14 protein-coding genes and 1 pseudogene are annotated in these 14,666 nt (G+C 37.1%); 4 read left to right on the forward strand and 11 right to left on the reverse strand.

Annotation, left to right across the window (positions count from 1 at the left end; all coding sequences use genetic code 11):
- Positions 1–210: 210 nt before the first annotated feature.
- Positions 211–1,443, reverse strand: coding sequence for a cell division peptidoglycan polymerase FtsW (ftsW, locus tag BJK46_RS11305; RefSeq protein WP_014614229.1), 1,233 nt, complete (start codon positions 1,441–1,443; stop codon positions 211–213).
- A gap of 70 nt (positions 1,444–1,513) precedes the next feature.
- On the reverse strand, positions 1,514–1,789 hold the full coding sequence (locus BJK46_RS11310; RefSeq protein WP_014614230.1) for an Fpa/YlaN family protein: 276 nt from the start codon (positions 1,787–1,789) through the stop codon (positions 1,514–1,516).
- A 136-nt stretch (positions 1,790–1,925) separates the two neighbouring features.
- Between BJK46_RS11310 and BJK46_RS11315 the strand changes: the two genes are divergently transcribed.
- Positions 1,926–2,408 (forward strand): hypothetical protein, encoded by a 483-nt coding sequence (locus tag BJK46_RS11315; RefSeq protein ID WP_103263660.1) that lies wholly within the window; start codon positions 1,926–1,928, stop codon positions 2,406–2,408.
- Positions 2,409–2,612, forward strand: coding sequence for a DUF2197 domain-containing protein (locus BJK46_RS11320; protein ID WP_014614232.1), 204 nt, complete (start codon positions 2,409–2,411; stop codon positions 2,610–2,612).
- A 123-nt stretch (positions 2,613–2,735) separates the two neighbouring features.
- Here BJK46_RS11320 and BJK46_RS11325 read toward each other — a convergent pair whose 3' ends face one another.
- Complete coding sequence (locus BJK46_RS11325) at positions 2,736–3,863, reverse strand: NADH-dependent flavin oxidoreductase (protein ID WP_063278778.1); 1,128 nt, start codon at positions 3,861–3,863, stop codon at positions 2,736–2,738.
- A gap of 428 nt (positions 3,864–4,291) precedes the next feature.
- Complete coding sequence (typA, locus tag BJK46_RS11330; RefSeq protein WP_014614234.1) at positions 4,292–6,142, reverse strand: translational GTPase TypA; 1,851 nt, start codon at positions 6,140–6,142, stop codon at positions 4,292–4,294.
- 90 nt (positions 6,143–6,232) lie between these two features.
- On the opposite strand from typA, the gene BJK46_RS11335 reads away from it, so the two are divergent.
- Entirely contained in the window at positions 6,233–6,424 is a 192-nt protein-coding gene (locus BJK46_RS11335) for a DUF5325 family protein (protein WP_225549974.1), read from the forward strand.
- 227 nt (positions 6,425–6,651) lie between these two features.
- On the opposite strand, the pseudogene BJK46_RS11340 reads toward BJK46_RS11335, so the two are convergent.
- Positions 6,652–7,469: pseudogene (locus tag BJK46_RS11340) on the reverse strand (inositol monophosphatase family protein).
- A gap of 117 nt (positions 7,470–7,586) precedes the next feature.
- On the opposite strand from BJK46_RS11340, the gene BJK46_RS11345 reads away from it, so the two are divergent.
- Positions 7,587–8,198 (forward strand): YktB family protein, encoded by a 612-nt coding sequence (locus BJK46_RS11345; protein WP_099992141.1) that lies wholly within the window; start codon positions 7,587–7,589, stop codon positions 8,196–8,198.
- 684 nt (positions 8,199–8,882) lie between these two features.
- On the opposite strand, the gene BJK46_RS11350 is transcribed toward BJK46_RS11345, so the two are convergent.
- The 6 genes from BJK46_RS11350 to BJK46_RS11375 all read right to left on the reverse strand — a co-directional run bounded on the left by BJK46_RS11350 (position 8,883) and on the right by BJK46_RS11375 (position 14,666).
- The gene (locus tag BJK46_RS11350) at positions 8,883–9,572 is read right to left on the reverse strand and encodes a DUF4064 domain-containing protein (protein ID WP_099986545.1); all 690 of its coding nucleotides are present in this window, start codon (positions 9,570–9,572) and stop codon (positions 8,883–8,885) included.
- Positions 9,573–9,799: 227 nt separating this feature from the next.
- On the reverse strand, positions 9,800–10,822 hold the full coding sequence (gene auxB, locus BJK46_RS11355) for a lipoteichoic acid stability factor AuxB (RefSeq protein WP_020220276.1): 1,023 nt from the start codon (positions 10,820–10,822) through the stop codon (positions 9,800–9,802).
- 71 nt (positions 10,823–10,893) lie between these two features.
- On the reverse strand, positions 10,894–11,967 hold the full coding sequence (locus BJK46_RS11360) for an ABC transporter substrate-binding protein (protein ID WP_015728959.1): 1,074 nt from the start codon (positions 11,965–11,967) through the stop codon (positions 10,894–10,896).
- Positions 11,964–12,776, reverse strand: a complete 813-nt coding sequence (locus BJK46_RS11365; protein ID WP_103263583.1) for an ABC transporter permease — start codon at positions 12,774–12,776, stop codon at positions 11,964–11,966. Before BJK46_RS11365 ends, BJK46_RS11360 begins: the two co-directional genes overlap by 4 nt.
- Positions 12,773–13,579 carry an ABC transporter permease gene (locus BJK46_RS11370; RefSeq protein ID WP_103263584.1) on the reverse strand — a complete coding sequence of 269 codons (807 nt, stop codon included), beginning with the start codon at positions 13,577–13,579 and terminating at the stop codon, positions 12,773–12,775. Before BJK46_RS11370 ends, BJK46_RS11365 begins: the two co-directional genes overlap by 4 nt.
- On the reverse strand, positions 13,566–14,666 hold the full coding sequence (locus tag BJK46_RS11375; RefSeq protein ID WP_014614243.1) for an ABC transporter ATP-binding protein: 1,101 nt from the start codon (positions 14,664–14,666) through the stop codon (positions 13,566–13,568). The genes BJK46_RS11370 and BJK46_RS11375 overlap by 14 nt, the downstream gene beginning before the upstream one ends.

Below are 14,666 nucleotides of genomic sequence, written 5' to 3' on the forward strand. Positions count from 1 at the left end.
TGTTTGCGTCCGACTTCCTTCAGATTCCACTTCGCAATGGACACCCTTGTCTTTCGCTAACAGTTCCTACTACCAAGCCTGTAACGGACTTTCACCGTCAAGATGTTACCCATGCCGGGCGCACTGAGAAAAAAGCTAACTTCTATATAAAGTATAGAAATTAGCTTTTGGTGCATCACAAGTATCCGTCATACACACGCCATCTATTTGTTAATAACGTCTCATTTTAGCTTGTTGTTTTTTCATGTAGCGTTGTTTCGCATCATCATATTTAATTTGCTTAGCAATAATGAGTAGTAGTCCCATCGCGATACTTAAACTTAACATCGATGAACCCCCAAAACTAATAAATGGGAGCGGTACACCTGTTAATGGGATTAAGCCTGAAATACCACCTAAATTGACAAAAGTTTGTAATGCAATATAACTCGCAATACCAACACATACCAATTTGTAAAAATATGACGCTGTACGGGAAGCCAATTCGAAAGCACGATAGACGATAAAGAAAATCATACCTAACACGATGAAAGCCCCCACAAAACCAAGCTCTTCACTAATAATCGCAAAAATGAAGTCTGTATGCGGTTCAGGTAAGTATCCGAGTTTCATAATACTGTTGCCCAATCCACGTCCAAACAGTCCTCCATTACCGATAGCGAGTAACGAATTCGATAAATGGTAACCAATACCAGACTCAAAATTAAATGGGTTTTCCAATGCGCTAAAACGTGCTGTTAAATATGATGGTAAAATATTAATGCGGAAAATGACAATAATTAAAATTACGACAATTAACGCTAACATCGCGTAAGAGCCGATTTTAATCAAGTTTTTGACACCTATACCAGAGTAAACGATAATACTAAAAAATATACCGCCTATCAACAATGTTTGACCGACGTCTTTTTGTAGTAAGACAAGGCCAAGACAAAAACCGACAAATGCAATCGGCCACAAAATAACGATCGGTTGTCGCTGAATTTCGTAATGCTTTCTTTCTATTATATATGGTACGTAGAGTATGATAGCAATTTTTAAAAGTTCAGAAGCTTGCAAGTTCATAAATCCTAACTTTAACCAGCTTCGTGAACCGTTAATCTCACTACCAAATAATAGTGTCGCAAAAAGCAAACCGAGCATGATCGCCATCATCCCAAGTTGAATATTACGCTGCTTTAAAATGCGTACGTCCATAATATACGCCATAAAAAACACAATAAAAAAACCAACGATGACGTATATGAGTTGTCTCGTATAAAAATATGTACCTGCAACAGGAATACCACCTGTGAGTGTGCCTCTTGTTGCTGCGACCATACTTGCACTATAAACCATGGTCAAACCAATAAAGCAGAGTGCAAGATATGTGATTAATAATGGAAAATCGATATATTTAGAAGATCTCAAAATATACCGAAATAGTCTTTTCATATTATTCATATGTGTCAATCATCCAATTCTCGCACTTAGACGTCGAAAAAACGTGCTATTGTATGTTAGATAGCAACCATTAAACGCGAGTAAATGCTTCGTGTAATTTTGATAATTCTTTCTCTAAACGTAACATTAACTTTTTGCCATCTTCTTCGCTAACAAGTCCAAGATTTACTGCAAAGTCGACTTCTTTTTGTAAACCATACATCTGTGTATCTAAAACTTCCTCGTATAAAGGGCATTGTGGTAGTGTAAGATTATCTATTTGAACTTTAATGAGTTGTAGAATACGATCTGCGTCTTTATTCAGTTGGTCATATGCAGCATTGCTCATTTGTTGTTGCTTGCTCATGACATAGTCCCCCTATTAATTTTCTTCTTATGTAAAAAGTTTATCTCATCGACTGTTAAAAAGCAAGTAAATTTGGCATACGCTCTGGGACAAGTATGTTAAAATAAACGTAGCTAAACTGAGGGAGTGCATACAAATGATTCAAATCAAAGGTGACGTTAAATTTCCAATTACACTCGATAGTACGACTTGGATTTTTGACGATCGAAAAATTTCACTTGAGGATTTAGAAAAAGGTATTTTTGAAGGACAAAAGCCGATTGAATTTGAGGACAACAGAGAATGGAATCGTGCCATATTAGAAGGTCAAACGAATCCACCTACTTTAAATTCTGAAATTGATTATAAAAAACGTGTTGTATTACAAGGTTCTTTTGCGATTAATATGACACCTTTTTTCAAAAATGCAGAACCATATGAAAACGTGACAACGATCAGGCTGTCTAACGATGAAGCGCATATCGATGTGCCATTCGACCTGTTGCCTTATCTTTTCTTCCAATTCGCTAAAGATGGCAAACGTCTCTATCACGATGATGGTGTAGACAGTTTTGTTTATACGTTAGAAGACGGTTATGACTATGTTTTCGAGCACGTTACACATATAGAGGTGTTCTAAATGCGTAAAGTCACTTGCATCATATGTGACACTGAAGTTTTGTTAGATGAAAATACACGATTAGCGAAACGTTTGAAAAATAATCCCATTAAAACGTTTATGTGCGATGAATGTAAGAGCCGTCTTGATACACCGAAGCAACGTCCACCTATCTTGACTACCCATGATAAAAAGGACGCGACTTCTTATCATGATGAAGCTTAATATGAACCGGGGCATGGACTTAAGATGCCCCGGTTTTTGTTTGTCAAGCATAAGAAAAAGGCGAATGGCTTGACCGTTTAAGACGTGGAAGCGATTCGCCCTTTTTATATCGTTTAACTCAGATTATGCATTTGGTTTTTCTGGATATGGATACCATTTATCAGCAAATGCTTTCCATAATAAATATGGCATGTTGTGATGATCTGCTTTTTCTGGGTCGAAGTAAGAAATGATTTCGTCTTCTCTACCTTCTTTTGTTTTACTAATAAGATTTTCATCAAATAATAAACCACGGCCCATCGCAATTAAAGGTACGCCTGTTTCGATGGCACTTAATGCGTCATCTGCTGAGAATACTGAACCGATTGCGATGAGTGGCATACGGTCTTCCATCCAATCAAGAATTAAATCTACACGTTTTTTACCTTCGTGTTCACCACGACGTACAACGGAATGCACATTCATTAATGACACGTGTAAATAATCAAGTGGTTTTTCGATTAAGTGTTTGATTAATTTTTCAGTGTTATCCATTGTAATACCTGGATCTTCTGCTTCTTCAGGTGAGAAACGGTAACCGACAATAAAGTCTTGTGGTCCTTCTTCTCTGGCTACACGTAACACTTCATCTGCCACCGCATTTGGTAAAGAGAATAATTCTTTCCATTTGTCATCGCGGCGGTTGTAGTATGGTGATTGAAATTGTTCGATAATGTAGTGGTTTGCCCCGTGAATTTCGACACCATCAAATCCAGCTTTAATTGCAAGTGATGTCGCTTTACCGAAATCTTTAATCATTTGTTCAATTTCTTCAGCTGTAATTTCACGCGCATCATGTGGTTCTGTATGACCGAAACCTACAGTTGAAACAGCACTTGGCGCTTTAACGTCACCATTAGGTACCCATTCAGGTAAGCTTTTCGCACCACCGTGATGGATTTGAACGATTGCTTTTGCGCCACCTTTTTTCATTCTTCTTGCAAGTTCACTTAAACCTTCAAGATCTTCCTCTTTAGAAATAGATGGTTCACCTGGAAATGCTTTCCCCTCTTCATTCACATATGTTGCTGCTGTAATCGCTAAACCGACATCTTTTGAGCGAGATTCCATATAGTCTAATTCCACATCTGAGGCAGTCCCATCGTCATTAGATAATGTATGTGTCATAGGTGCTAAAACGAAACGGTTTCTTAATGTTGTTCCGTTGGGTAATTCAAGTGTTTCAAATAATTTTTCATACTTTGTGTTCACTGTATTTCCCTCCTATTCATTAACTGCCTTCATTTTAATACATCGCCTGAGGAAAACAAAATAATTGGCTTAAAAATAAAATTACTTTGAAATAAGACTAATTAATATACCTTTTAAATTCGAGAAACCCTATAATTACTTTTATAGTTTAAATAGCTTGAGAGTTTGATTATAAAATCAACTTATACGTAATGCTAGTATAAAAATTACAGTTTATATAGGTAAAAACTACGTCGTCACAGACATTTATTGGTTTATAGTAAATGAGCGTATACCCCTTTCCTCGATGGCTTACGGTCTGTTTAAGAGAAAAGTGATCAGCATTGACTACCATTCAAAAATGTGCACTGCCTCCAAAAAATTAAAAAAGAGCCTGAAGATTTTCACTCTCCAAGCTCTTTCAAAATATGATTCAATGACGAATTAAATTAATTTTCTTCAGATTCCATCATTTGTTTGATACGTTTTGCTTCTTTTTCACGTTGCCCTTTATTTAAGATTTTCTTTCTTAAACGTACATTTTCAGGCGTTACTTCCACAAGCTCATCATCATTAATGAATTCTAATGCTTCTTCTAATGATAATTTACGTGGCTTTTTCATCGTTTCAGTTTGGTCTTTCGTCGCTGAACGCACGTTTGTTTGATGTTTAACTTTTGTAATATTCACTGTTAAATCATTTTCACGGTTGTTTTGTCCAACAATCATGCCTTCGTATACTTCAGTTCCTGGTTCCATAAAGTTGATACCGCGGTCCTCAAGTCCTAAAATCGCATATTCACTCGCTGAACCTTGGTCCATTGAGACAAGTACACCGTTACGACGGCCACCGATACGTCCTTTAATGCGTGGTCTAAATTCATCAAATGTATGGTTGATAATACCGTAACCACGTGTCATTGACATAAATTCTGTCGTATAACCGATTAAGCCACGTGCAGGGACGTTAAAGATAAGGCGTGTTAAGCCATTGTCTGTCGTTACCATGTCGACCATTTCACCTTTACGTTGACCTAAAGATTCAATAATTGCACCAGCATATTCTTCTGGTACTTCAGTTTGTACCCGTTCAAATGGTTCATGTAAAACACCATCAATGTCTTTTAAAATAACTTGTGGTTTCGAAACTTGTAATTCAAAACCTTCACGACGCATATTTTCAATTAAAATAGATAAGTGTAACTCTCCACGACCGGCAACTGTCCATGCATCTGGTGAATCAGTTGGCGTCACTTTTAAGGACACGTCTGTTTCTAATTGATTATCAAGACGTTCTTGAATTTGACGTGCAGTGACAAATTGTCCTTCACGACCAGCAAAAGGTGAATTATTAACTCTAAATGTCATTTCAAGTGTTGGTTCATCAATACGTAATACTGGTAACGCTTCTTGATGATCTTGTGGTGTTATCGTTTCACCGACGTTAATGTCTTCCATACCCGATACTGCAATAAGGTCTCCAGCATAAGCTTCTTGGATTTCTTCACGTTTCAGACCGAAATAACCGAATATTTTCGTTACACGGAAATTTTTCACAGTGCCATCTAATTTAATTAATGACACACTTTCACCGACACGCATCGTTCCTCTGAAAATACGACCGATACCGATACGTCCTACATAATCGTTATAGTCTAATAATGCAGGTTGGAATTGTAATGGTTCATCTCTGTTGTCTACTGGCGCTGGCACATACTCTAAAATCGTTTCGTATAGACTTTGCATGTTTTCATCTTGTTTCTCTGGATCTAAGCTCGCTGTACCGTTAATCGCCGAAGCATACACTACAGGGAAATCAAGTTGTTCATCATTGGCGTCTAATTCAATAAATAAATCTAAAACTTCATCGACAACCCCTTCCGGACGGGCTGAAGGTTTATCAATTTTATTCACAACGACAACAGGTTTTAAATTTTGCTCTAACGCTTTTTTCAATACGAAACGTGTTTGTGGCATTGTCCCCTCATAAGCGTCAACCACTAATACAACACCATCTACCATTTTCATTATACGCTCTACTTCTCCACCAAAGTCAGCGTGCCCTGGCGTATCTAAAATATTGATTCTCGTATCTTTATAGTCAACCGCAGTATTTTTCGCTAAAATTGTAATACCACGTTCTCTCTCCAAATCATTTGAGTCCATCGCACGTTCTTCTACACGTTCATTTTCTCTAAAAATACCGGATTGTTTTAATAATTCATCAACCAAAGTTGTTTTACCATGGTCTACGTGAGCGATAATCGCAATGTTACGAACATCTTCTCTAAATTTTGTCATACTGTAATTCCTTTCTCGGGTAAATTATCACTTTCTTTTACAACTCGTTTATTATATCATAGAAATGGAATGAAGAAACAGTGAGGTGGGCTGATAATGAAAAAATCTCAATCCATTTTTTTAATCCTTGCAATCATCGCTGTATTCTTTTTAACAATGTTTAGCTTTGCCGTTGCTGCAACGAACATTTTTTGGATGATTATTATGTTTATCTTAATGGTCGTTACTTTTGGTGTTGGCTTTACATTAAAAAAGAAATATCGTGAAAATGATTGGTTATAACTGAAATTTACACATCGCTTCGTATCACAACACGCATGCCACATCATGGGCTTAGTGATGGAATGATAAACTTTTACATAGATAGTGCTTGATGAACAATCATTGGCACTATCTTTTTTATGTGACTATGCCCATTACCCTTTTATCAATAAAAAACACCGCTACGCATTGAATATCTTTGTAGCGATGTATGTATTCAAATCATTTTAATTGTGATAGCTCAATGTTTATTTGCGTTTAAACTTTTGTTGTAAAGCGGTTAACAATGATCATAACCTTGAAGATAGTCACGTCTAATTTCTTCGTGGACTTGCGCATTCCCCATTAAAATAGAGTTTGGCGCTGTGATTGATAACGGCTCTCCGGCAAAGTTAGTTGCCACACCACCGACTTCATTTAAAATAATCATACCACCTGCATAATCCCAAGGCTGTAATCGTGGTGTTAAATACGCCGCAAGTTGACCAGTCGCAACATAAACAATTTCTAATGCAGCTGAACCATATGCACGTGCACTTCTCGAGTCACTAATAATCGGCTGTAAAATCGAACTTAAAATCGGTTTCGTTAACCAGTTCGGATTCATACCGATAATACTTTCACGAACTTGCGTACCCTCTAGTTGTGGAATTGCATTTTGATTAATGTAAGCGCCGTGACCTACTTTAGCATGATACAATAAATCAGCCATTACATCATAAACAAATCCAGCATAGGGCTTGCCATCTTTAAAAATACCTACAGAAATCGCAAAATTCTCGCCTTGATGAATGAAATTAAGCGTGCCATCGATGGGATCAATGACCCAAACGACACCTTCAGTCGACTCAATATCATGGCCGTGCCCTTCTTCACCGATAATACGATGGTGCGGATAACTTTCTTGAATTTGTTGTACGATGAATTGTTCAATCGCTTTATCTACATTCGTAACAAGATCATTTGGATTTGATTTTTCTTCTATAGCGAGGTCTTCCACCATCCATTTTCGAACATTATTCCCCGCTTCTAATACTAGACTTTTCGCATAATCATATAAATGCATTTGCCTCACTCCTATTGCATTTATTATACACTAATTTGATTCAATTTAAATGTTCAAACGACTGTAATATGCTACAATAAAAGTAATTTCATAGACATACGATAAGGAGGTCAATCCATGACGAAATACATATTTAAACCAAAAGATTTCAAAGTTTTTCAAATTGAAGGACTTGACGCACGAATGGCAGGGCTCGAAAAGCAAATCCGTCCTCAATTGAACGCTTTAGGTGACTATTTTGCAGATTACCTAGAAACAGTAACAGGTGAAACGTTTTATGCGCACGTGGCGAAACATGCACGTCGTAAAGTGAACCCCCCTAAAGACACATGGGTGGCATTTGCTACAAATAAACGCGGTTATAAAATGATGCCTCATTTCCAAATCGGCTTATTTGAAGACCATTTATTTGTAATGTATGGTGTAATGCACGAGGATCCAAACAAAGCGGAGGACGTAAAAGTGTTCGAGCAAAAGTTAGATACATTACTCAACTTGCCTGAAGACTTCCAAATTTCGTTAGACCATATGCAACCGACGAAATCACGTATTCAAGACATGTCCCAAGAAGAGATTGAAGCAGGTATCACGCGTGCAAAAAATGTGAAAAAAGGGGAATTTTTTGTAGCTCGTGCTATCACGCCACAATCTGAACATTTAAAATCAGATCGTAAATTCATTGCCTTTTTAGAAGACACGTTTGAGCAATTATTAAAATTTTATCAATAACACCAAAATTTGTAGGTATAGGACACAAAAATTTTGATGTTATTGATGCAATATTCTTGTTAAACTTGCCCTCTTCCACAAATTGTGTTTATGATTGCCCTCATGGCTTCTTTCTTAGGGGCTGCCCCTTCAACTCGGCTCGATTAAACTGTTACATTTGTTAAGACGTTAATGAATTTTGGAGCAGTTCAGAAATCTCATGTACAATAAAGATTTCGTCGTACTGCCCCCGCACGGCTGACTCGACTTCTCAAAAGCGTATGCCATTGAGAAGTCAAACAGCTACTGCTGGTAGTAACCACTATTAAAGAGAAGCTGTCACTACCAGCAGTATGCACGCATTCCCTTAGGCGCCTCATCCTTCTGGACAATTTGATATCAATTACAGCAAAACTGAGGGTAAGAGTATGAAAACTAGAAAGCATTAGCATCATTTTTTGTATCCTATTTCCCCTCATTTTCCACTGCTTTAAAGTCATTAATGAATCATCAATCTATGAATTGGATTACGGCTAAAGCTTTCTATGTCCCACCCTTTTTCCATTTTTATTTTCAAATCCCCTTACGTCTTATTTTCGTACTTAAATTTATGAAAACAAAATAACGTTGCAACACAATATCTCAAAAATAAAAAATCTCAAGTATTCTAGGATAATACCTAAACATACTTGAGATTTCGAATGATTAACGCAGACGGTCTTCTGTATCGCCTTTACTATCGTTCAAATCTTTTTTTAAATCTGTTGTATCGTCTTTAATATTTTGTTCAAAACCATTGCGTTCTTCGTCGTGATTTTCTCGGTTAAAATTTGGCTCATGTTCATCACGCACTGATTTTGTTGTGTCGTTACCATAAACGTAAGGATCCGTAGTTGTGCCACGTTGACGGTCGGCATCATTTGCATTATTGTTATGCGCATCGTACATCACAGTATCTTGACGTTTCGGTTTACGCACGATTAGCATAATACCGGCAATCAACCATAATACTGCTGAAATTAAGCTCATCGTTAAAAACAAACCTGTCGCAGCTGCTAAAATTAACAGAATCCCAGCTAAAATGTTCTTTTTAAAGATAAACACTGCAACAATCGCGAATACAAGCGGAATTAATGCTAATAAAAATGTACTTGACCCTAAATTCTCTATCTGTGCAATATCTTGACCTGTTGCTTGAATTTCTTGTTGGAATTCAGGTGTCTGAATTACTTTTACCAAACCTACTAAAAGCAAAATCCAAACAATATGTAACACAATTCCAACCCAAGTTAATACTTTTTCAACTGTGCGTTTAAACGGTTTTTGTGTCCCGTTCAAATCGTTTGAATGCATTTGATTATGCTGTTGTTGATTATACGTATATTGATTTGTCATCTAAAAACCCTCCTTGATTAGTATATTACCTGTTTTAATTAAAATAAACCATACTTTAATTTTTTTCACTAAATTTATCACTTTAAATTTATATGTGTATCTATCTATAAAATAATATGACATAACAAAGCGGATAGGCAATCTTTCATGTCATACATGTCTGACTCCACTCAAAGTGCGTGTCGCCGTGTGTATCACATCAAGTGACCTATCCGCTTTTTTTGATATTATTGATCCTTATCTACTTGTGAATCACTTTTTGAACGGTCTTGTTGTAATTTCATCCGATCATCATAATTTTGACGTCGTTGTGAGGAAGCACTTGGTCGAAGCTTACGTTGTTCTTTTTCGTATGCTTTACGCGCTTTCTTTTCTTCTTTACGCTGTTGTTTCATTTCCGCTCTAGACATCGATGCCGCCTCATCTTCTATATCAGTATCTGTCGACAGTTCATCATCATGTTGACGTTGCTCGACATTTCTTGACATCGCTCGACTGTCATACACTAATGTATCGTCCGCTTCATCTGCCATATCATCTGCTTGTGAAACCTCTCGATGCTTTTGTGATTTTTGATGGTATTTAGCAGAGCGAGATAACACTTCTGGTTCATCGTCATTGACTACCGAAGAATCATAAGCTGGTGTTTCTTCATAAGTTTGATATGATTCATTTGATTGACGTTCATTTTCTGTGTATGCAACAGGTTCACGATACGTCTCATGTTGTTGATAGTCTTGTGGTTCATGAGTCGCATATGGTCCATACGAGTAACCCTCATCGTAATACGTCGGCACCGCTTCATACTTCTCTTTTCGAACGAACATCATGAGCGCAATGATAAAGAAGAAGAGTGGTACTAAAATAAAGAATAACGGTAAAGTCACGATTGCTACAAGCAAAAATAACAAACCTGATACGATACGATGATTCATTGAAATCAACGCTAGGAATGAAATCAACAGACATATGATTAAATATACGATAAATGCCCATACACCGTTTTGTAACATGATAACAAACTGTGTCGCATTCATATTATTGTTGGTTAATAACTCTTGTAATGTCGCGTTATTAGCAATACTGTTTTCTAAACTTTGAATTGAACTTTCATTACTAAACAAAACTAAGCCAAAAAACATCGCGACTACAGTAGTACCTAGCAGCAATAGCCAACTCAACCAACCTAATATTTTTTCGGCGAGTCGATTTACAGGACGACTAATATGTGTATATGTTTCTCCCGTCATGCTTTCACTCCTCATATTTATCTTACTCTCCTCATTATAACTAAACTTTGGCGAAATCACTACATTCGCAGTTAAAGCGCCATTTTAAAATTAAGAAAACGTTCGTTGTATTCGCTTAAAACATCTGGTCCTAAATCATGATAAACCTCTAATCTTTGTTGTTCTTCACGTGTCGGGTATACACGTTTATCATCGCGAATCTCTTCTGGTAATTGCTTTCTCGCTGTTTCATTAGGTGTTGCGTATTCTACCCATTCGGTATTTTGTTTATTCACTTCTGGGTCTAACAAGAAATTAATAAACTTGTGCGCGCCCTCCACATTTTGTGCTGTTTTAGGAATGACCATATTATCAAACCACAAATTGGAACCTTCTTTCGGAACGACATAATCAAAGCGTTCATCTTCATGGAAAACAGGGGCTGCCGATCCACTCCAAATGACAGCGGCACTCGCTTCATGTTGTTCAAGCATCATTTGAATCTCATCCCCTACGACACCACGAATGTTTGGCGCAAAGGTTTTCAGATGCTGTTCCGCTTGCTTGAGATGTTCAGGGTTTTTATCATTTAAACTATACCCTAAACTATTCAATGAAATACCCATAATTTCACGTGCACCATCGACTAAGAGCACATCATTTTTAAGTCTTGGATCTTTCAAAGCATTCCAGCTGTTGAAATCAATATCTTCATATTTTTCTTTATCATATAAAATCCCCACCGTACCAAAAAAGTATGGCATCGAATATTCATTTTTACGATCGAACGGTTGATTCATATAATACGGATCGAGGTGCTTCATATTAGGAATCTTTTTATGATCGAGCGGTCGTAATAAATGTTCTTTTTTCATCTTTTCAATGGTATAGTCACTCGGAAATGCGACGTCATAATGTGTGCCGCCATTTCGAATTTTTGCTTCCATCGCCTCGTTTGAATCAAATGTTTCATAGACGACTTTAATACCCGTTTCTTCTTCAAATTGGTCTAACAACTCAGGGTCAATGTATTCTCCCCAGTTGTAGACGTAAAGCTTCTCTTGTTGTTTGCCACCTATACCGTCATGATTAATCCAATACCCGACACCTAAACTAATTAAACCCAATAGCAGTGCACCACCAACGAGCTGTATTAATTGTTTCATAATGACACACCTCTTTTATTGGATTGAATTTTTTGTTTTTGACGTTGAATGATTTGATAAATCAATAAACCGAGCATAATTAACGTAAACAAAATGGTAGAGATCGCATTGATTTCCATACTAATACCACGACGTGCCATAGAATAAACTTCTACAGATAACACACTGAAACCATTTCCGGTAACGAAGAAACTTACTGTAAAATCATCTAATGAGTACGTTAATGCCATGAAAAAGCCACCGATAATTCCCGGCATAATGTATGGAATCACAACTTTACTTAACAATTGAAACTCTGATGCTCCTAAATCTCGTGCTGCATTCATAATCGAATCGTTCATTTCATATAACTTTGGCAATACGATAATGACCACGATTGGAATACAAAACGCGATATGTGAGATGAGAACAGACGTAAAACCTAATCCAAATCCTGTAAAATGTCCTAGTGCAGTAAACATAATTAAAAATGACGCACCGATCACAACATCTGATGATACCATGAGCACATTATTTAACGTTAATAACGAAATTTTAACGGTTTGATTACGCAATTGATACAATAACAACGCACCGAATATCCCAATGATCGTCGCAATACCAGCTGCTAATAACGCCACCGCAATCGTGTTGAACACAACTTGAAGTAAACGTTTGTTGTCGAATAACGTTTGATAATGTTCCCAAGTAAACCCTTCAAACTGCACCATATTGCCTGCACTATTAAACGAGTACAGCATTAAAAAGAAAATAGGCAAGTACAGTACAACTAACATTGCAATTAAATAAAACTTTCCATACCATCTCATTTTGAAGCGCCTCCCTTATGCTTACTGCGTGTTAAAATCATAACCAATGCCATGAACAACACTAAGAAGAGCGCAATTGTCGAACCCATTCCAAAGTTTTGAATGACTAAAAATTGCTCTTCAATCGCTGTACCAATATTGATGACTTTGTTACCAGCGATCAGTCTCGTAATCATGAAGAGTGACAACGCAGGAATAAATGTGACTTGAATCCCTGTTTTGACCCCTTCCGCCGTTAAAGGAAGCAACACTTTACGAATGACAGTAAACGTATTCGCCCCTAAATCTTGTGCTGCGAAAAACAGCTGGTTTGGGATATCTTTCATACTGTTGTATATTGGCAACAACATGAATGGAATATAAATATACGCCGCTACAAAAATAAATGCAGGTGCAGTAAATAAAATCGATTGAGATGGAATGTTTAAAGCTATCAAGATTTTATTGATAAGACCATCATGACTGAAAATCCCAATGAATGCATATGTCTTAAGTAGTAAATTCATCCATGTTGGAATAATCATCACCAACAACCAAGACGCGGCGTGACGAGATTGATGACTGAAGTAAGCTGCGGGATAACTTACTAATAAACATATCAGCGTAATTAACGTCGCATAAACAATAGATTCAAATAGCATTCTCATATAACGGACAGAGAAAAACTGTTCGTAATTCATCAATGTGAAGTGCCCATGATCGTCAACAAATGAAAAGTAACAAAGTAATATGACTGGAATGACAATGAAGAAAACCATCCAAAGTAAATACGGTATAGCGAGCCAACGATTAATATGTTTCATGGTTCAAATCTCCATAACCTTCAATACGTTTGTCGAACTCTTCTTCTGTTTCACCCGGTACCATGATATGAATCGCTTCAGGTTCAAAGTCTAAACCTACGCGTGTACCAATCTCTGCGTTTTTCGTTGACTGAATCATCCACTCATAGCCTTTGCGATCTTCACAAATCATCTCATAATGCACGCCTCTAAATAACGAGCTCGTCACAGTCGCTTTAAATAGCCCTTGTTCTTCCGGTACGAGTGTAATATCTTCTGGGCGAATGACAACATCAACTAAAGTTTGAGGTGGAATATCTTTATCAACACAGTCAAAATCTTGGCCGTAAATGTTCACCACATAGTCTTTGATCATCGTTCCCTCAACAATGTTCGACTCGCCAATAAAGTCTGCTACGAAGCGATTGACCGGCTCATCATAAATATCAAGCGGCGTTCCAAACTGTTCGATTTTACCTGCGCGCATGACAAAAATAAAGTCACTCAAAGCAAGGGCTTCCTCCTGATCATGTGTAACGAATACGAACGTAATGCCTAAGCGTGATTGTAATTCGCGCAACTCATATTGCATCTCAGTACGTAACTTTAAATCGAGCGCCGATAAAGACTCATCTAATAACAAGATTTCAGGTTCATTGACAATTGCCCGTGCCATTGCAATACGTTGCTTTTGGCCCCCACTTAACGCATGAATCTCACTGTACATATAGTCTTCTAATTTAACGAGCTTTAACGCTTCTATCACTTTTTTCTCGATTTGATCTTTTTTCATCTTTTTTAACTTCAATCCAAATGCAACGTTATCATAGACGTTCAAATGTGGAAACAACGCATAGTCTTGGAAAACTGTGTTCACTTGACGTTGATTCGCTGGAAGTTGATTAATGTTTTTCCCTAAATAAATCACTTCTCCTGCATCGGGGGTTTCAAAGCCAGCAATCAACTTCAACATTGTCGTTTTACCACAACCTGATGGTCCTAAAATGGTATAAAAATGTCCTGATTCGATTTCTAAATCAATATCATTCAAAATGGTCGTTGTATCATACTTTTTTGTAACATTTTTAAACTTTAGTAATTCACTCAA

The organism is Staphylococcus pseudintermedius (genome assembly GCF_001792775.2).
Classification (GTDB): domain Bacteria; phylum Bacillota; class Bacilli; order Staphylococcales; family Staphylococcaceae; genus Staphylococcus; species Staphylococcus pseudintermedius.